Below are 18,604 nucleotides of genomic sequence, written 5' to 3' on the forward strand. Positions count from 1 at the left end.
AGACTCACGGACTCTTTTAGTGCACCGCAACATATGAGCCACGAACTTTCAGAACTCTTCGGCAACAACCTGCGTTGGGCGCGTGATACCGAGGCGCGCAGTCCCGGCTTCTTCACCAGCCTGCTCAAGCAGCAGGCACCGCAGTACCTGTGGATCGGGTGTGCCGACAGCCGCGTGCCGGCCAACGACCTGGTCGGCCTCCTGCCGGGCGAGCTCTTCGTGCACCGCAACGTGGCCAATGTGGTGGTGCACTCCGACCTCAACTGCCTGTCGGTGATCCAGTTCGCGACCGACATGCTGAAGGTCAAGCACATCATCGTCGTCGGCCATTCCAACTGCGGCGGTGTGGCCGCGGCCCTGCGTGACCAGCGGGTCGGCCTGGCCGACAACTGGATCCGCCACGTGCAGGATGTGCGCAACCGCCACCAGAACTGGCTCGACATGGTCGACGCGAGCCAGCGGGTCAACGCCCTGTGCGAACTCAACGTGATCGAACAGGCGCTCAACGCCTGCCAGACCACCATCGTGCAAGACGCCTGGGGCCGCGGGCAGGAGCTGGTGGTGCACGGGTGGGTCTATGGCCTGCACAACGGGCTCTTGCAAGACCTGCACATGACGGTCTCCGGCCCTGACGAGGCGGTGCCCGCGTACGAGAAGGCCATCACCGAGGTGCGGGCGCGCTACACGCCTGACACGGCATTCGACCTGGCTCCCGTCACCGCGCACGGAGCCCTATGAAGCGCATGGCGGTCTTCCCGCAGGAGCTGACCGACCTGCGCGCCTTCGACATCGCCAACGCGATGCTCGATGGCTTCGACCGCCACTACACGCTCTTTCGCGAGGCCAGCGCCCAGGCCAAGAAGCGCTTCGAGGCGGCCGACTGGCATGGCCAGCAGCGCGCGCAGCGCGAGCGCATCGAGTTCTACGACATGCGCGTCGACGAATGCGCCGAGCGGCTGCAGACCGAGTTCATGGCTAGCACGCTGTCGATGAACGTGTGGCAACAGGTCAAGCTGCACTACATCGGCCTGCTCACCAACCACCACCAGCCCGAGCTGGCCGAGACCTTCTTCAACTCGGTCACGACCAAGATCCTGCACCGCAGCTACTTCCACAACGACTTCATCTTCCTGCGGCCTGCGGTCAGTACCGAGTACATCGAGAACGAAGAACCCACTTTCCAGCCCACCTACCGCGCCTACTACCCGACCAAGGAGACGATGCGCGACACCTGGCTGCGCGTGGTGAGCAACTTCCAGCTCGCGCGCGACTTCGAAGACCTGGGCCGCGACGTCGACCACGTGCTCACCGCGGTGTCGCGCGAACTGGGGGACTTCCGCCCGCGCGCCAACTTCCAGCTGCAGGTGCTGAGAACCGCTCTTCTTCCGCAACAAGGGCGCCTATGTCGTCGGCAAGATCATCAACGGTTTTGCCGAGACGCCGTTCGCGCTGGCCGTGCTGCACTCGCCGGCCTCGGGCCTCTTGGTGATCGACACCATGCTCTTCGGCGAAGACGAGCTGCAGATGCTCTTCAGCTTCGCCCGCGCCTACTTCCTCGTCGACATGGAGATCCCGTCGGCGTACGTGCAGTTCCTGCGCTCGCTGATGCCGCGCAAACCGCGCTCGGAGATCTACAACGCGCTCGGCCTGCAGAAACAGGGCAAGAACCTCTTCTACCGCGACTTCCTCGCGCACCTGCGGCATTCGTCCGACAAGTTCCGCATCGCGCCCGGCATCAAGGGCATGGTGATGCTGGTGTTCGACCTGCCGTCGTTCCCCTTCGTCTTCAAGGTCATCAAGGATTTCTATCCGCCGCCGAAAGAAACCACCCGCGAGCTGATCAAGAGCAAGTACCTGCTCGTCAAGCAGCACGATCGCGTGGGCCGCATGGCCGACACGCTGGAGTACAGCAACGTGGCCTTTCCGCGTGTGCGATTCGAGGAAGAGCTGATCGCCGAGCTGAAGCACTTCTGCCCGAGCCTGCTTGAGGAAGACGGCGACGACCTGGTGATCCGCCACGTCTACATCGAGCGGCGCATGATCCCGCTCAACATCTACCTCCAGGAAGCCGAACCCTCGCGCATGGCGCATGCGGTGATCGAATACGGCAACGCGATCAAGGACCTGGTGGCGGCCAACATCTTCCCCGGCGACATGCTGTGGAAGAACTTCGGCGTCACCCGCAACGGCAAGGTCGTGTTCTACGACTACGACGAGATCGAGTACCTGACCGACTGCAACTTCCGCAAAGGTGCCCACGCCTCGCAACGAAGAGGAAGAGATGTCGGGCGAGATCTGGTACAGCGTCGGCAAGCACGATGTCTTTCCCGAGACCTTCGGCCCCTTCCTGCTCGGCAACCCGGCCGTGCGCGACGTCTTCCTGAAGCACCACGCCGACCTGCTCGACGTGGCGTTCTGGCAAGGGCACAAGGACCGCATCCTCGCCGGCCATGTGCACGATGTGTTCCCCTATGACGCGGCCAAGCGCTTCAAGAACCAGCGCCGGCTGCGCGACGGCGCCCCGCCCGATGGGCAGGAGCGGCGCCGCGCCGAGCTGCAGCCCGAGAACCCCTCGGCGCTCGACAACAGCCTCGCGTAGAGCTGCGACTGGCCATGAACTTCCGTGACTTCTTCGAACTCGCGAGCTTCGTGGTCACGGTGGTCGGCCTGCCGTTCGCCATCGGCGTCTTCCTCTTCGAGCAGCGCCGCGAGCGCGAGAACGAAGAGGAAGAGGGCTACCAGCTGCTCTCGGATGCGTACAACGATTTCCTGAAGATCGTGCTGGCCAATTCCGACCTGCAGCTGCGCACCAACACCGCGCTGCCCAACCCCACGCCCGAGCAGAACGAGCGCATGCTCGTCATCTTCGACATGCTGATCTCGCTCTTCGAGCGCGCCTACCTCGTGGCCTGGAAGGACGACATGTCGAACACCGAGCAGCGCCGCTGGAACTCGTGGGACGACTACATGCGCGAGTGGTGCCGCCGCGATGATTTCTACAACGCCCTGCCGCTCTTGCTGCGTGGCGAGGACCCGGGTTTCCAGAGTTACATCAAGCGTGTCGCGCAGGAAGAGCGCGGCACCGTCATCCTGTCGTGAAGGAGCAGTTCCATGTCCACCGAATCCATCGTCATCGTTTCCGCCGCCCGCACGCCCATTGGCGGCATGCTGGGTGATTTCTCGGGCCTCGCCGCGCACGAGCTCGGCGCCGTCGCCATCCGGGCCGCGGTCGAGCGCGCCGGCATCCCCGGCGATGCCGTCAACGAAGTGCTGATGGGCAACTGCCTGATGGCCGGCCAGGGCCAGGCGCCGGCGCGCCAGGCGGCGCTCGGCGCGGGGTTGCCGCAATCGGCGGGGGCGGTCACGCTCTCGAAGATGTGCGGCTCGGGCATGCGCGCGATGATGTTCGCGCACGACATGCTGAAAGCCGGCAGCGCCGACGTGATGGTCGCCGGCGGCATGGAGAGCATGACCAACGCACCGCACCTGATGTTCGCGCGCAAGGGTGTGCGCTACGGCGCGGCGCAGATGTTCGACCACATGGCGATCGACGGCCTGGAAGATGCCTACGAGCGTGGCCGTGCGATGGGTGTGTTCGCCGAGGAGTGCGTGGCCAAGTACCAGTTCAGCCGCGAGGCGCAGGATGCGTTTGCCATCGCCTCCACCCAGCGCAGCAAGACCGCCAACGAAGACGGCAGCTTCGACTGGGAGATGGCGCCCGTCACCTTGAAGGGCAAGGCCGGCGACACGGTGGTGAAGTTCGACGAGCAGCCCTTCAAGGCCAAGCTCGACAAGATCCCCGGCCTGAAGCCTGCGTTCAAGAAAGACGGCACGATCACCGCCGCCAACGCATCGAGCATTTCCGACGGTGCGGCGGCCCTGGTGCTGATGCGCGAGTCGACCGCGAAGCAGCTGAAGCTCGCGCCGGTGGCCCGCATCGTCGGCCACACCGTGCACGCGCAGGCCCCGGCCTGGTTCAGCACCGCACCGGTGGGCGCGATCGACAAGCTGCTCAAGAAGAACGGGTGGTCGGCGAAAGACGTGGACCTGTGGGAAGTGAACGAAGCGTTCGCCGCGGTCACGATGGCGGCCATGCACGAGTTCAAGCTGCCGCACGAGATCGTCAACGTGCACGGCGGCGCCTGTGCGCTCGGCCACCCGATCGGCGCCAGCGGGGCGCGCATCGTGGTCACGCTGCTCGGGGCCTTGCGCAAGCAGGGCCTGAAGCGCGGCGTGGCGGCGCTGTGCATCGGCGGTGGCGAGGCCACGGCGCTCGGTGTGGAGCTCGTCTGAATGAACGTCCTCATCATCGGCGCCTCACGCGGCATCGGCCTCGAGTTCGTGCGCCAGTACCGGGCCGACAAGGCCCAGGTCACCGCAACGGCTCGAAGCGATGACGCGCTGAGGACCTTGCGTGACCTCGGGGCCACCGCGCTGCAGCTCGATGTGGCCAGCACCGAAAGCGCCTCGCGCCTGGGCTGGCAGATCGAAGGTGCGGCCTTTGACGTCGCGGTCATCGTGGCCGGCGTTTACGGCCCGAGCACGCGCGGCCTGCAGCCGCCCACCGAGGCCGATTTCGACACCGTGATGCACACCAACGTGCTGGGGCCGATGCGCGTGATCCCGCAGATCGCCGATTCGCTCGCACCGGGCGCGAAGCTGGCGGTGCTGTCGTCGCGCATGGGCGCGATCGGCCCGCGCAGTTCATCCAACGGCTGGCTGTACAGGGCGTCGAAGGCCGCGGTCAACTCGGTGCTGAAAGACGCGTCGATCGTGCTGCAGGGCAAGGCCACCTGCGTAAGTTTCCACCCCGGCTGGGTGCGCACCGACATGGGCGGCGAGGGTGCCGACCTCGACGTCGACACGAGCGTGGGCCACATGCGGCGTGTGATCGCTGGTCTCACGCCGGCTGACAACGGCCAGTTTTTCGATCACGACGGAACCCCCATCCCATGGTGAGCAGCCCGTACTGGAGCCCCATCGTCCACGGCCTTGTGCCCTACGTGCCGGGCGAGCAGCCGCAGACCCCCGGCCTCGTCAAACTCAACACCAACGAGAACCCCTATCCGCCAAGCCCGCGCGTGCTGGAAGCGCTGCGTGCCGAGGTGGGTGACGTGTTGCGCCTCTACCCCGAGCCCACCGGCCGCGCGCTGCGCGCGACGATCGCGCGGCACCATGGGCTCACGCCGGAGCAGGTGTTCGTCGGCAACAGCTCCGACGAGGTGCTGGCGCATGTGTTCATGGCGCTCCTGAACCACGCGCCGCGGCCGCTGCTCTTCCCCGACATCACCTATGCCTTCTACCCCGTGTATTGCGGGCTGTACGGCATTCCGTACCGCGCCGTGCCCTTGGCCGAAGACCTCAGCCTGCACCTCGACGACTACCTGCACGGCGAGGCCGGCGCGATCATCTTCCCCAACCCGAACGCCCCCACCGGTCGTGCCCTGCCGCGCGCCGAGATCGAGCGCCTGCTCGTGGCGCGGCCCGACACGCTGGTCGTGGTCGACGAGGCCTATGTGGACTTCGGCGCCGAATCGGCGGTGCCGCTGATCGCGCGGCACCCCAACCTGCTGGTGGTGCACACGCTTTCCAAATCGCGTTCGCTCGCCGGGCTGCGCGTCGGCTTCGCGATGGGCCAGGCGCCGCTGATCGAGGGCCTCACGCGGGTGAAGGACAGCTTCAACTCCTATCCGCTCGATCGCCTGGCCACTGCCGGGGCCATCGCCGCCATCGAAGACGTCGCGTACTTCGAGCAGACCCGCGATGCGGTGGTGGCCACGCGCGAATCGCTGGTGGCCGCGCTCCAGACCATGGGCTTCGAGACGCTGCCCTCGGGCGCCAACTTCGTGTTCACCCGCCACCCCCGGCACCGTGGCGCCGCGCTGGCGGCGGCCTTGCGCGAACGGGGCGTGCTGGTGCGGCGGTTCGCGCAGCCCGAGCGCATCGCCGACCACCTGCGCATCAGCATCGGCAGCGAGGCCGACACTGCCCGTCTGCTGCAGGCCCTGAAGGACGTGACCCATGCTGCTGTCTGACGACCACCGCGCGATACAAGACGCCGTGCGCGCCTATGTGCAAGACCGCATCGCGCCGCAGGCCGCGCAGTGGGACAAGACCCACCACTTCCCTGCCGACGAGCTGAAGGGCTTGGCCGCGCTCGGCTGCTACGGCGTGGCCGTGCCCACCGAGTGGGGCGGCGCGGGGCTCGACTACCTGAGCCTGTCGCTGATCCTGGAGGAGATCGCCGCCGGCGACGGCGCCACCTCCACCATCGTGAGCGTCAACAACTGCCCGGTGTGTTCGATCCTGATGACCTGGGGCAGCGAGGCACAGAAGGCGCAGTGGCTGAAGCCACTGGCCAGCGGCGACATGCTCGGTGCCTTCTGCCTCACCGAGCCGCATGTGGGCTCGCAGGCCGATGGGCTCAAGACGACCGCCACGAGAGACGGCGACCACTACGTGCTCAACGGCGTCAAGCAGTTCATCACCAGCGGGAAGAACGGCGACGTGGCGATCGTGATGGCAGTGACGGACAAGAGCGCCGGCAAGAAAGGCATCAGCGCCTTCATCGTGCCGACGGCCACGCCCGGCTACACGGTCGCGCGGCTCGAAGACAAGATGGGACAGCATGCGAGCGACACGGCGCAGATCCTGTTCGAGAACTGCCGCGTACCGGCCGCCAACCGGATCGGCGACGAAGGCCAGGGCCTGAAGATCGCGCTCTCGGGCCTGGAGGGCGGGCGCATCGGCATCGCCTCGCAGTGCGTGGGCATGGCGCGCGCCGCGTTCGAGGCGGCGCTGCGCTACGCGAAGGAGCGCATCGCCTTCGGCGTGCCGATCTTCGAGCATCAGGCGGTGCAGTTCAGCTTGAGCGACATGGCCACGCAGATCGAAGCGGCGCGCCAGCTCATCCACCACGCCGCGAGCCTGAAAGATGCCGGCCAGCCGTGCCTGAAGGAAGCCGCGATGGCCAAGCTCTTCGCGAGCGAGATGGCCGAGCGGGTGTGCTCGGCGGCGATCCAGGTGCACGGCGGCTACGGCTACGTGAGCGACTTCCCGGTCGAGCGCCTCTACCGCGACGTGCGCGTCTGCCAGATCTACGAAGGCACGAGCGAAGTGCAGAAGATCCTGATCGGGCGTGCGCTCGCATGAGCCGCGACTGAGCCACTCTGGCGCAGCGCTACGTAGTTCCCACAAGCACCCGTCCGCGGGTTTCCGCCATCGGTGGCCCACGGTGCCATCCCTAGGATAAGAGTTCGCCCCGCACCTTCACAGGGCAGGGATCCAGGTCCATCGACCACATCCTAAGGAGACATCACGTGAGCACACCCGCACCGCAACGTCGCCGCTTCCTCAAGACCGCCACCGCCGCTGCCGCCGGCGCTGGCGCCATGGCCGCCCCGATGGTGTCGAACGCCCAGACCACCTCGCTGCGCTTCCAGAGCACCTGGCCCGCGAAGGACATCTTCCACGAGTACGCCAATGACTTCGCCAAGAAGGTGAACGACATGGCGGGCGGCCGCCTCAAGATCGAGGTGCTGCCCGCGGGCGCGGTGGTGCCCGCGTTCCAGCTGCTCGAAGCCGTCAACAAGGGCACGCTCGACGGCGGCCACGGCGTGGTGGCCTACCACTACGGCAAGAACTCCGCGCTCGCGCTCTGGGGCTCGGGCCCGGCCTTCGGCATGGACCCGAACATGGTGCTCGCCTGGCACAACTACGGCGGCGGCAAGGCGCTGCTGGAAGAGATCTACAAGTCCATCAACATGGATGTGGTTTCCTACCTCTACGGCCCGATGCCGACCCAGCCCTTCGGCTGGTTCAAGAAGCCGATCGCCAAGGCGACGGACGTGAAGGGCATGAAGTTCCGCACCGTCGGCCTCGCGGTCGACATGTACTCGGCGATGGGTGCGGCCGTGAACCCGCTGCCCGGCGGCGAGATCGTGCCTGCGCTCGACCGCGGGCTGATCGACGGCGCTGAGTTCAACAACGCCTCCAGCGACCGGGTGCTCGGCTTCCCCGACGTGGCCAAGAACTGCATGCTGCAGAGCTTCCACCAGAGCGGCGAGCAGTTCGAGATCCTCTTCAACAAGGGCAAGCTCGGTGCGCTGCCCGCCGAGCTGCGCGCCATCATCGACTACGGCGTGCAGGCGGCGAGTGCCGACATGAGCTGGAAGGCCATCGACCGCAACTCGAAGGACTACGAAGAGCTGAAGAAGGCGGGTGTGAAGTTCTACAAGACACCCGACGCCATCCTCAAGGCCCAGCTCGACGCGTGGGACGAGATCATGAAGAAGAAGGGCGGCGAGAACCCGCTCTTCCAGAAGGTGCTCGACTCGCAGAAGGCCTTCGCCCAGCGCGCGAAGTCGTGGCAGAACGACTACATGGTCGACTTCAACATGGCCTACAACCGCTACTTCGGCCGCGGCGCGAAGAAGGGCTGACCCGGTCCGACCACGGGGCGCCCGGCAGGGGCGCCCCTTCTTGAGGTGTACACATGCAGAAGCTGCTGCTGGCGGTGGACCGCTTCTCCACCTGGGTGGGCCAGGCCTTCGCGTGGGCGGCAGTCGTGCTCACGCTGCTCATCAGCTGGGAGGTCTTCTCGCGCTACGTGCTCAACAAGCCGCATGGCTGGGTGCTCGACGCGCAGATCATGCTCTACGGCACGATGTTCATGACCGCCGGCGCCTACACGCTCGCGAAGAACGGCCACGTGCGTGGCGACGTGCTCTACGGCTTCTTCCGCCCGCGCACGCAGGCGAGCATCGACCTCGTGCTCTACATCGTGTTCTTCCTGCCCGGCATCGTGGCACTCACCTGGGCCGGCTGGACGTTTGCGCAGGATTCGCTCGCCATCCGAGAGCAGACCTTCAACGCCGACCCGCTGCCGCTGTACCCCTTCAAGTTCATCATCCCGCTGGCCGGGGCGGTGCTGCTGCTGCAGGGGGTCGTCGAGATCGCGCGCTGCGTGATCTGCCTTCGAGACGGCGCCTGGCCCTCGCGCGAGCAGGACGTGGAAGAGGTCGACGTCGACAAGCTCAAGGAAATGGTCAACGTGAAAGACGAAGACATCGCTGCGCTCGACACCTACGCGCAGCGCCAGGGCCACCCGGAGGGCAAGGCATGAAGCTGCGACGCGAGCTGTGGTTCGGCTTCATCCTGATGGGGATCATCGCCGCGGGTGCGCTGGCGATGCTGGCGAGCGCGCCCGTCATCACCAACGGGCACATCGGCCTCCTGATGCTGTCGCTGGTGGTGGTGGCGATCATGCTGGGCTTTCCCACCGCCTTCACGCTGATGGGCATGGGCATGCTCTTCACCTGGCTCGCCTACGAGCGCGACTGGCACAAGACGCTCGACCTCATGGTCCAGTCGGCCTACAAGGTGATGGCCAACGACGTGCTGATCTCGGTGCCCCTCTTCGTCTTCATGGGCTACCTCGTCGAGCGCGCCAACCTGATCGAGAAACTTTTCAAGAGCCTGCACCTGGCGCTGGCCCGCGTGCCCGGCTCGCTGGCGGTGGCCACGCTCGTGACCTGCGCGGTGTTTGCCACCGCGACCGGCATCGTGGGCGCGGTGGTCACGCTGATGGGCCTGCTCGCCTTCCCGGCGATGTTGCGCGCGGGCTACAGCATCTCGCTGTCGGCCGGTGCCATCACTGCAGGCGGATGCCTCGGCATCCTCATCCCGCCCTCGGTGCTCCTGATCGTCTATGGCGCAACGGCGGGCGTGTCGGTGGTTCAGCTGTATGCCGGCGCGTTCTTCCCCGGGCTGATGCTCGCGGGGCTGTACATCGTCTACGTGATCATCGTCGCCAAGCTCAAGCCGAGCCTTGCGCCGCCCCTCTCGGCCGCCGAGCGCGCGGTGCCGCTGCCGGCGCCGCTGCTGCAGGCCGGTGCCACCGGCGAGCAGCGCGCGCTTCCCACGCTGCTGGCGACGCTTCTGGACACGCTGAAGGGCCAGCGCAACCAGGGCGTGCCGACCGGCTACCTGCTGCGCCAGCTCGGCGTGACGCTGCTGCCGCTCTTCGTCTTCGCGCTGGTGTCGCTGTGGAGCTACCACCTCGCCACCCGCGCGGCGCCGGCCGAGGCGGTGACCGAGCTGCAGCAGATGGGCGTCGACACCGCAGAGCCCACGAACTCCGAGCGCGCCGGCCTGCAGGAACCCGGCGGACTGCAGGAACCGCAGGGCGAGGGCGGGCTGGCCGAGCCGCCGTCGGACGGCAAGGACGGGGGGCTGAGCGAGCCGCCGGCCGAACCGCAGAGCCTCTCCGAGGCCCCGGGAGCGCAAGCGTCCGAGCCCGCAACGGCGGCCACGCCGCCGAGCATCGCCGAGCCGCCGGCGGCCGAAGCCGCATCGGCCCCTGCCGGTGGGCCCAGCGACGCGCCGCGCGGTTACTGGATCGGCTTCGGCGTGGGCGCCGCGGCGCTCTTCGGCTTCTACCTGCTGCTCAGCTTCAACCGGCTCGAAATCTTCAAGATGCTGCTGTCGAGCTTCTTCCCGCTGGTGATCCTGATCCTGTCGGTGCTGGGCTCCATCGTGTTCGGCCTGGCCACGCCCACCGAGGCGGCGGCGGTCGGCGCCTTCGGCGGCTTCATTCTCGCGGCGGCCTACCGGCAGCTCAACTTCACCATGGTCAAGGAGTCGGTGTTTCTCACCGCCAAGACCTCGGCGATGGTGTGCTGGCTCTTCGTGGGTTCGGCCATCTTCTCGGCGGCCTTCGCGCTTCTGGGCGGGCAGGAGCTGGTCGAGCGCTGGGTGCTGAGCATGAACCTCAGCAAGACCGAGTTCCTCATCCTCTCCCAGTTCATCATCTTCATCCTGGGCTGGCCGCTGGAGTGGACGGAGATCATCGTGATCTTCATGCCGATCTTCATCCCGCTGCTCGACAACTTCGGCGTCGACCCGCTGTTCTTCGGCCTGCTGGTGGCGCTCAACCTGCAGACCGCCTTCCTGAGCCCACCGGTGGCGATGGCGGCCTTTTACCTGAAGGGCGTGAGCCCACCGCACGTCACGCTCAACCAGATCTTCGGCGGCATGCTGCCCTTCATGGCCATCCAGGTGCTGGCCATCGTGCTGCTGTACATGTTCCCGCAGATCGGCCTCTGGCTGCCGCAGCTGCTCTACAAATAGTGATCGCGGAGGAGCACACTGGAGTCGCCATGGGCCGCACTCCGATCGCCTTCTATTTCGACTTTTCGTCGCCGTACTCGTACATCGCCTCCGAGTGGATCGGCGCGCTCGCGGCGCGCCATGGGCGCACCGTGCGCTGGCACGCCATCCTGCTGGGCGCCACCTTCCAAGCGGCCGAACTCAAGAGCCCGGTGTCGCACCCGATCAAGCGCGAGTACGCGATGCTCGACTTCGAGCGCTCGGCACGCTTTGCCGGCGTGCCGCTCACGATGCCGCAGCCATTTCCGATCGCCACGCAAAACGCGGCGCGGCTCTTCTGGTGGCTCGACGCGCAGAACGAGAGCCGTGCCATCGCCTGGGCGCGCCACGCGTTGCGCGCGTATTTCACCCGCGGCGTCAACCTCAACGACCCGCCGGCGCTGGCCGCCCTGTCGCAGGAATTCGGTTTGCTGCAAGGCGAGGGCGAGGCCGTGTGGAGCGATCCGGTCTGGAAAGACAAGCTCAAGCAGGCCAACGAGCAGGCGATTGCCGCCGGGGTGTTCGGGGCGCCGTTTTTCGTGATCGACGGCGAGCCGTTCTGGGGCAACGACCGGCGGGCGCAAATGGAGCGCTGGCTGGAGAAGGGGCCGTTCTGATCACGTCTTCTGGAGCACTTGCGATGAAGCGAACCGCCAAGGCTTTGGTCGATGAAACGATGGCGCGCGTGACCACCTACACCGCGGCGCAGGCGCGCGAGCTGCACGGCCAGCCGGGGGTGCAGTTCGTCGATGTGCGCGATGTGCGCGAACTGGAGCGTGAGGGCGTGGTCCCCGGCGCCTTCCATGTGCCGCGCGGCCTGCTCGAGTTCTGGGCCGACCCGCAGTCGCCCGACCCCAAACCCGAACTCGGTGCCGACAAGGAGTACGTGCTGTTCTGCGGCTCGGGCTGGCACTCGGCGCAGGCCACGCAGACGCTGACCGAGATGGGCGTGGCGCACGTCGCCCACATCGGCGGTGGTTTCGAGGCCTGGAAAAAGGCGGGCGGGCCTGTCACCGACGCGGCCCCCCCTCGCCAGGCAGGGTGATCAGCGCCCGGCGCTGGCCTTGCCGTCGGCGCCGCACCAGGCGGCATGCGTGGTCTTCGGGCTCTCAGCGCCGCACCAGGCCGCCTTCCGGCTCGGCCCGTCAGCGCCGCACCAGGCCGCCTTCTGCGGACCTTCAGCACCGCACCACGCGGCTTTCTGCGCGCCTTCGGCACCGCACCATGCGGCCTGTGTCCGCGGGCCTTCGGCACCACACCACGACGCCTTTGTCGGCTGCTGCTGCGGGCCCTCGGCGCCGCACCAGGCGGCCTGCCGGGCCGGGCTGTCCGCCCCGCACCACGCGGCCTGGCCCTGCGCGCTCTCAGCGCCGCACCAGGTGGCTTCGCCTTGGCCGGCTTCGCCGAATTCGCGGGCGTACAGCGACTGCGTCATCTCGAAGGCCGACTGCAGAGCCTTCGCGTCGTCATCGCCGCGCAGCCCGAAGTAGGGGTAGTGGTGCAGGAAGTAGCCGAAGATCGCCTCGCAGTCGGCGGCGTACTTGCGCGTGTCGAGGATGTGCAGGTGCCAGAAGTGGTCGACCTCCTGGTCGGGCGCGAGCATCAGGTCGGGGTACTTCGCGTGCAGCGTCAGGTAGCGTTTGTAGGCCAGCGCAATGCGGTCGGCGTGTTCGGGCGTCCAGCCGTAGCCGTCTTCCTGTCGTGTGGCTTTGAACTTGATCGGGGTGAGATCGAGGGCGGCGATGGCCGAGATCGTCTGCGCGAGGAGCTGAGGGTTCAGTGCAGTCGTCATGTGTCCTCCATTGGCGATGTGGCGGCCTCGGTCAACACACCGGGCCGGTTGTGCAGCGTTGGCTGGATGAGCGCCAGCGCCGCCAACAGGGTGGGCAAGCGGCTCGGTGACGCCGCTTGCACTTGCGCGCCGTTCGAGTGGAACGACACACAGACCGAACCATGATGCGCTCGCTCGCACCGCAACAGCCACCCCCTAGAATTTGACGTATACGTCAATTGCCCCTCCCGGAAGGTCCATGCCTGCACTCACTTCCAAGCTCAGCCCCCGCTCCGAGGAATTCAAGGCCAACGCAGGCGCGATGCGCGTTCTGGTGGATGCGCTCAATGCCCACCTCGCCGAGGTGGCTTTGGGCGGCGGCACCGGCCCTCGCGTGAAGCACGTGGCGCGCGGCAAGCTGCTGCCGCGCGACCGGGTGGAGATGCTGCTCGACCCCGACACGCCGTTTCTCGAAGTGGCACCGCTGGCAGGGCACGGCCTCTATGGCGGCGATGCACCTGGCGCGGGCGTGATCGCCGGCATCGGCCGTGTCTCGGGAGTCGATTGCATGATCGTCTGCAACGACGCCACGGTGAAGGGCGGCACCTACTACCCGATGACGGTGAAGAAGCACCTGCGCGCGCAGGAGATCGCGCAGGCCAACCGGCTGCCCTGCATCTACCTCGTCGACTCGGGCGGCGCCAACCTGCCCAACCAGGACGAAGTCTTCCCCGACCGCGACCACTTCGGCCGCATCTTCTTCAACCAGGCCCAGATGAGCGCGCAGGGCATCCCGCAGATCGCGGTGGTGATGGGCTCGTGCACGGCCGGTGGTGCGTATGTGCCGGCGATGAGCGACGAGTCGATCATCGTGAAGGAGCAAGGCACGATCTTCCTCGCCGGCCCGCCGCTCGTGAAGGCGGCGATCGGCGAGGTGGTGAGCGCCGAAGACCTGGGCGGCGGCGACGTGCACACGCGCTTGAGCGGCGTGGCCGACCACCTGGCGCAGAACGACACGCACGCGCTCGCCATCGCGCGCAACGCGGTGGCGCGGCTCAACTGGCGCAAGCCGCAGCCGCTCGCGTGCATCCCGCCACGCGAGCCACTCTTCGATGCGGCCGAGCTGCATGGCGTGATCCCCACCGACACCAAGAAGCCCTTTGACGTGCGCGAGATCATCGCCCGCATCGTCGACGCGAGCGAGTTCGACGAGTTCAAGGCGCGCTACGGGCAGACGCTCGTCACCGGCTTCGCGCACATCGAGGGCATGCCGGTGGGCATCGTCGCCAACAACGGCGTGCTGTTCTCCGAGTCGGCGCAGAAGGGCGCGCACTTCATCGAGCTGTGCTGCCAGCGCAAGATCCCGCTCGTCTTCCTGCAGAACATCACCGGCTTCATGGTCGGCAGGAAGTACGAGAACGAAGGCATCGCCAAACACGGCGCGAAGATGGTGACGGCGGTGGCCACGGCCAACGTGCCGAAGTTCACCGTCATCATCGGCGGCAGTTTCGGCGCCGGGAACTACGGCATGTGCGGCCGCGCCTACGACCCGCGGTTCCTCTGGATGTGGCCCAACGCGCGCATCTCGGTGATGGGCGGCGAGCAGGCCGCGAGCGTGCTGGCCACCGTGCGGCGCGACGGCATCGAGGCCAAGGGCGGCAAGTGGAGCCCCGAGGAAGAGTGGGCCTTCAAGCAACCGATCCGCGAGCAGTTCGAGCGCCAGGCCGATCCGTACTACGCCACCGCGCGGCTGTGGGACGACGGCATCATCGACCCCGCCGACACCCGCCGCGTGCTGGCGCTGGGCCTGAGCGCGAGCCTGAACGCGCCGATCCCGGATGCGAAGTTCGGCGTGTTCCGCATGTGAAGGAGCCGATGTGAGCAGCTTGGACATTCAGCGCCAGGGCCCCGTGGCCCGCGTCTTCCTCAACCGGCCGGAGGTGCGCAACGCGTTCAACGACGCGGTCATCGCCGAGCTGAGCCAGGCCTTCACAACGCTCGGGCAAGACACGTCGCTGCGCGCCATCGTGTTGGGCGGCCACGGCAAGGCCTTTTGCGCCGGTGCCGACCTGTCGTGGATGCGCGCGATGGCCGACTACAGCTGGGAGCAGAACCGCGCCGATGCGCAGGCACTGGCCGACATGCTCTACACCGTCTGGCGCTGCCCGGTGCCGGTGGTCGGCCGCATCCACGGCGACTGTTATGCGGGCGGCGTCGGGCTGGCGGCGGTGTGCGATGTGCTGGTTGCGTCCGACGCGGCGGGCTTCTGCCTGAGCGAAGCCAAGCTCGGCCTGCTGCCCGGCACCATCAGCCCCTATGTGATTCGCGCGCTCGGCGAGCAGGCCTCGCGTCGCTACTTCGTGACGGCCGAACGTTTCAGCGCGGCGCAGGCCCATGCGCTCGGCTTCGTGCACGAGCTGTGCAGCGCCGAGGCGCTCGATGCCACGGTCGAGAACATCGTGGCCGCGCTGTCGACCAACGGGCCGATGGCGCTGCGCGCCTGCAAGCAGCTCGTGCAGGACGTGGCCGGCGCGCCGATCGACGGCGCCCTGCGCGCCGAGACCGCGCGCCGCATCGCCGACATCCGCGCGAGCGACGAGGGCCGCGAAGGGGTGCAGTCCTTCCTCCACAAACGCAAGCCTTCGTGGCTTGACGGTGCGTGAACGCGTTCGGGACCGCTGAACTTTTTGCGATCGCGGCGGCCCTCGGCTGGGCCAGCGGCTTGCGCCTTTATGCGGTGGTGTTCCTCACCGGACTGGCCGGCACGCTCGGGTGGGTGCAGCTGCCGCCGGGCCTGCACATCCTGCAGAACCCGCTGATGCTCGGCGCGAGTGGGCTGATGATGTGCGCCGAGTTCTTCGCCGACAAGATCCCCGGCATCGACACCGTGTGGGACGTGCTGCACACCCTCGTGCGCATCCCCGCCGGTGCGGCGCTGGCCGCGGGCGTGTTCGGCATGGACCAAGCCTCGACGGCGGCGGTGGCCGCCGTGATGGGCGGCCTGCTGGCGGCTACCAGCCACGCGGCCAAGGCCACCACGCGTGCGGCCGTCAACACCTCACCCGAACCGTTTTCGAACTGGGGCCTGTCGCTGGCCGGTGACGGGGCCGTGCCGCTGATGCTGTGGCTGTCGTGGGTGCACCCGTGGGTGTTCTTCGGCGGCCTCGCGCTCACGGTCGTGGGGATGGTGGTGCTGATCTGGGTGCTCGCGAAATTCCTGCGGCAACTGCTGCGACGCTTTGCCCGAGCAATTCCGAGCTGATGACCGGCCTGAATGGAGACACGATGTTCAAGAAGATATTGATCGCCAACCGCGGTGAAATTGCCTGCCGCGTGGCCGCGACGGCGAAGCGCCTGGGCATCCGCACGGTGGCGGTGTATTCCGATGCCGATGCGCATGCCAAGCACGTGTCGGTGTGCGACGAGGCGGTGCACATCGGCCCGTCGTCGCCGAAGGAAAGCTACCTGCGCAGCGAGCGCATCCTCGCCGCCGCGAAGGCGACGGGCGCCGAAGCCATCCACCCAGGCTACGGCTTCCTGAGCGAGAACGAAGACTTCGCGCAGGCGTGTGCAGATGCCGGGCTCGTCTTCATCGGCCCGCCCGCGTCGGCCATCCAGGCGATGGGGCTGAAGGCCGAGAGCAAGCGGCTGATGGCCAAGGCCGGCGTGCCGCTCGTGCCCGGCTACCACGGCGCCGACCAGGACCCCGCGCTCTTGCAGCGTGAGGCCGAGGCCATCGGCTACCCGGTGCTCATCAAGGCGAGTGCGGGCGGCGGCGGAAAGGGGATGCGCATCGTGCAGTCGGCCAGCGAGTTTGCGCAGGCGCTCGCCTCGTGCCAGCGCGAGGCGCAAAACAGCTTTGGCGATGCGGCGGTGTTGATCGAGCGCTACGTCACCAAGCCGCGGCACATCGAGATCCAGGTGTTCGGCGACACGCAGGGGCACTGCGTCTACCTCTTCGAGCGCGACTGCTCGGTGCAGCGCCGCCACCAGAAGGTGCTGGAAGAAGCGCCCGCACCGGGCATGACCGAAGCGCTGCGCCGGCAGATGGGCGAAGCGGCCGTGGCCGCCGCGAAGGCCGTGGGCTACGTCGGTGCAGGCACCGTCGAGTTCATCGCCGAGCCGACGGACGAGGGCGGCCTGCGCTTCTACTTCATGGAGATGAACACCCGCCTGCAGGTGGAGCACCCGGTGACCGAGGCCATCACCGGCTTCGACCTGGTCGAGTGGCAGTTGCGCGTGGCCAGCGGCGAGCCGCTGCCGGTGAAGCAGGAGGACCTGCGCATCCACGGCCATGCGATCGAAGCGCGCATCTGCGCCGAGAACCCCGACAAGCAGTTCATGCCGGCCACCGGCACGCTGCAGGTCTACCGCACTCCGGCATCGTCGAGCTTCACGCGAGCCGATGTGCGCGTGGACGCCGGCGTGCGCGAAGGCGATGCGATTTCCCCCTACTACGACTCGATGATCGCCAAGCTCATCGTCTGGGGCGCCGACCGCGAGCAGGCGCTGGCGCGGCTCGATGCCGCGCTCGCGCAGACGCACATCGTGGGCTTGCACACCAACGTGGCCTTCCTGCGCCGTGTGGTGGCGAGCCGCTCCTTTGCGCAGGCCGATCTCGACACTGCCCTGATCGAGCGCGAGAAGACGGTGCTCTTCAATGCGCCGCCGCTCGCCCCCGAAGTGGCCGCCGCCGGCGTGGTGGCGCATGCGCTTGCGGCCGAGCAGGCGCTGCAGGGCGACGACCCGTGGTCGCGCCGCGATGGCTGGCGTCTCTTTGGCGGTGCACGTCGGCGCTTCGAGCTGGAGATCCAGGGTCGGCACCAGACGGTGCTGCTGGAGCGCGCCCACCGCGGCGGCGCGATGACGCTCGTCATCGGCGAGCAGCGCTGGCCCTTCGTGGTGGTCGCCTCGGCAGGCGACTGCCACGAGGTGCAGCTGGGCGAGCGCCGCCTGCCGCTCGCGGTCTACGCCTTCGGGGAACGTGTGAGCGTGTTCGCGCCCGAAGGCTCGGCCAGTGTGTCGGAGGTCGATGTGCTGGCCCATGCCGGCGAAGGCGCGGTGGAGGGCGGCCGCCTCACGGCGCCGATGCCGGGCAAGGTGATCAGCTTCCTCGTGCAGCCCGGCCAAGCGGTGAAGCAGGGCCAGGCGCTTGCGTTGATGGAGGCGATGAAGATGGAGCACGCCATCGTGGCGCCGCGCGATGGCAAGGTGGAGGCGCTTCTGTATGCACCCGGCGACCAGGTGCCCGAAGGCGGTGAACTCTTGAAGCTCAGCGCGTGACGGCGCGCGGGCCGCGGCGCAGCCACTGCGTGGCACTGCGCCAGCTGCTCTCTTCCGGCACCGGCGGCTGCGCCGATGGCTGCGAGACGCCGAAGCCCGAGCTGTGGCGGGCCCAGGCGGCGTCTTGCGGCGCATCGCCCTTCACGGCGACTTCAGGGGCGGCGAGCTTGCCGGCATGCACGAACTGCCGTGCGAGCGAGACCAGTTCGCGGTTGCCCGAGGCCTGGCAGACGAAGAGCACCTCGCGGGCTTCGTCCGGGTCGGACAGCATCGCCGGCACGTTGATTCCTTCACCCAGGTCGCGCTTGAGGATGAAATGGATGCGTGCTGCGATGCGCAATTGAACTTGGTTGGCCACGATCACTCCAGGCAGTTGGGGTATCTTCATCCTTGCCTGAGGGA

General features: G+C 67.5%; 16 protein-coding genes and 2 pseudogenes. 16 read left to right on the forward strand and 2 right to left on the reverse strand.

What is annotated here, in order from left to right:
• Nucleotides 1–102 precede the first annotated feature (102 nt).
• From can to LRS03_RS21750, 12 genes and pseudogenes are all read left to right on the forward strand, one after another.
• A pseudogene (can, locus tag LRS03_RS21695) lies at nucleotides 103–738 on the forward strand (carbonate dehydratase); the annotation flags it as partial.
• Nucleotides 739–743: 5 nt separating this feature from the next.
• Nucleotides 744–2,599, forward strand: a pseudogene (aceK, locus tag LRS03_RS21700) (bifunctional isocitrate dehydrogenase kinase/phosphatase).
• 14 nt (nucleotides 2,600–2,613) lie between these two features.
• Entirely contained in the window at nucleotides 2,614–3,099 is a 486-nt protein-coding gene (locus tag LRS03_RS21705) for a hypothetical protein (RefSeq protein WP_257828065.1), read from the forward strand.
• 12 nt (nucleotides 3,100–3,111) lie between these two features.
• Nucleotides 3,112–4,293 (forward strand): acetyl-CoA C-acyltransferase, encoded by a 1,182-nt coding sequence (locus LRS03_RS21710; protein WP_257828067.1) that lies wholly within the window; start codon nucleotides 3,112–3,114, stop codon nucleotides 4,291–4,293.
• A complete protein-coding gene (locus tag LRS03_RS21715; protein WP_257828069.1) occupies nucleotides 4,294–4,959 on the forward strand; it encodes an SDR family oxidoreductase in 666 nt (221 codons plus the stop codon).
• Nucleotides 4,953–6,035, forward strand: a complete 1,083-nt coding sequence (gene hisC, locus LRS03_RS21720) for a histidinol-phosphate transaminase (protein WP_257828071.1) — start codon at nucleotides 4,953–4,955, stop codon at nucleotides 6,033–6,035. The genes LRS03_RS21715 and hisC overlap by 7 nt, the downstream gene beginning before the upstream one ends.
• Nucleotides 6,022–7,152 (forward strand): acyl-CoA dehydrogenase family protein, encoded by a 1,131-nt coding sequence (locus tag LRS03_RS21725; RefSeq protein ID WP_257828074.1) that lies wholly within the window; start codon nucleotides 6,022–6,024, stop codon nucleotides 7,150–7,152. The genes hisC and LRS03_RS21725 overlap by 14 nt, the downstream gene beginning before the upstream one ends.
• 167 nt (nucleotides 7,153–7,319) lie before the next feature.
• Nucleotides 7,320–8,441, forward strand: coding sequence for a TRAP transporter substrate-binding protein (locus tag LRS03_RS21730; RefSeq protein WP_257828076.1), 1,122 nt, complete (start codon nucleotides 7,320–7,322; stop codon nucleotides 8,439–8,441).
• A 53-nt stretch (nucleotides 8,442–8,494) separates the two neighbouring features.
• Entirely contained in the window at nucleotides 8,495–9,124 is a 630-nt protein-coding gene (locus LRS03_RS21735; protein WP_257828078.1) for a TRAP transporter small permease subunit, read from the forward strand.
• The gene (locus LRS03_RS21740; RefSeq protein ID WP_257828080.1) at nucleotides 9,121–11,130 is read left to right on the forward strand and encodes a TRAP transporter large permease; all 2,010 of its coding nucleotides are present in this window, start codon (nucleotides 9,121–9,123) and stop codon (nucleotides 11,128–11,130) included. Before LRS03_RS21735 ends, LRS03_RS21740 begins: the two co-directional genes overlap by 4 nt.
• Before the next feature lie 29 nt (nucleotides 11,131–11,159).
• Complete coding sequence (locus tag LRS03_RS21745; protein WP_257828095.1) at nucleotides 11,160–11,765, forward strand: 2-hydroxychromene-2-carboxylate isomerase; 606 nt, start codon at nucleotides 11,160–11,162, stop codon at nucleotides 11,763–11,765.
• A 23-nt stretch (nucleotides 11,766–11,788) separates the two neighbouring features.
• Nucleotides 11,789–12,193, forward strand: a complete 405-nt coding sequence (locus LRS03_RS21750; RefSeq protein ID WP_257828096.1) for a rhodanese-like domain-containing protein — start codon at nucleotides 11,789–11,791, stop codon at nucleotides 12,191–12,193.
• On the opposite strand, the gene LRS03_RS21755 is transcribed toward LRS03_RS21750, so the two are convergent.
• Nucleotides 12,194–12,940: a glycine-rich domain-containing protein gene (locus tag LRS03_RS21755; RefSeq protein WP_257828098.1), complete on the reverse strand. Its 747-nt coding sequence runs from the start codon at nucleotides 12,938–12,940 to the stop codon at nucleotides 12,194–12,196. It abuts the gene before it with no gap.
• 238 nt (nucleotides 12,941–13,178) lie between these two features.
• Between LRS03_RS21755 and LRS03_RS21760 the strand changes: the two genes are divergently transcribed.
• The 4 genes from LRS03_RS21760 to LRS03_RS21775 are packed head-to-tail and all read left to right on the forward strand — an operon-like array spanning nucleotide 13,179 to nucleotide 18,202.
• A complete protein-coding gene (locus LRS03_RS21760; protein ID WP_257828099.1) occupies nucleotides 13,179–14,786 on the forward strand; it encodes a carboxyl transferase domain-containing protein in 1,608 nt (535 codons plus the stop codon).
• A 10-nt stretch (nucleotides 14,787–14,796) separates the two neighbouring features.
• Entirely contained in the window at nucleotides 14,797–15,582 is a 786-nt protein-coding gene (locus LRS03_RS21765; protein ID WP_374685071.1) for an enoyl-CoA hydratase/isomerase family protein, read from the forward strand.
• Nucleotides 15,579–16,181 carry a DUF4126 domain-containing protein gene (locus tag LRS03_RS21770; RefSeq protein ID WP_257828142.1) on the forward strand — a complete coding sequence of 201 codons (603 nt, stop codon included), beginning with the start codon at nucleotides 15,579–15,581 and terminating at the stop codon, nucleotides 16,179–16,181. The genes LRS03_RS21765 and LRS03_RS21770 overlap by 4 nt, the downstream gene beginning before the upstream one ends.
• A 23-nt stretch (nucleotides 16,182–16,204) precedes the next feature.
• Complete coding sequence (locus LRS03_RS21775; protein WP_257828144.1) at nucleotides 16,205–18,202, forward strand: acetyl/propionyl/methylcrotonyl-CoA carboxylase subunit alpha; 1,998 nt, start codon at nucleotides 16,205–16,207, stop codon at nucleotides 18,200–18,202.
• On the opposite strand, the gene LRS03_RS21780 is transcribed toward LRS03_RS21775, so the two are convergent.
• On the reverse strand, nucleotides 18,192–18,590 hold the full coding sequence (locus LRS03_RS21780; RefSeq protein WP_257828146.1) for a hypothetical protein: 399 nt from the start codon (nucleotides 18,588–18,590) through the stop codon (nucleotides 18,192–18,194). The genes LRS03_RS21775 and LRS03_RS21780 overlap by 11 nt on opposite strands.
• Nucleotides 18,591–18,604 lie beyond the last annotated feature (14 nt).

This window comes from Rhizobacter sp. J219, assembly GCF_024700055.1.
Taxonomy (GTDB): Bacteria; Pseudomonadota; Gammaproteobacteria; order Burkholderiales; family Burkholderiaceae_C; genus Rhizobacter.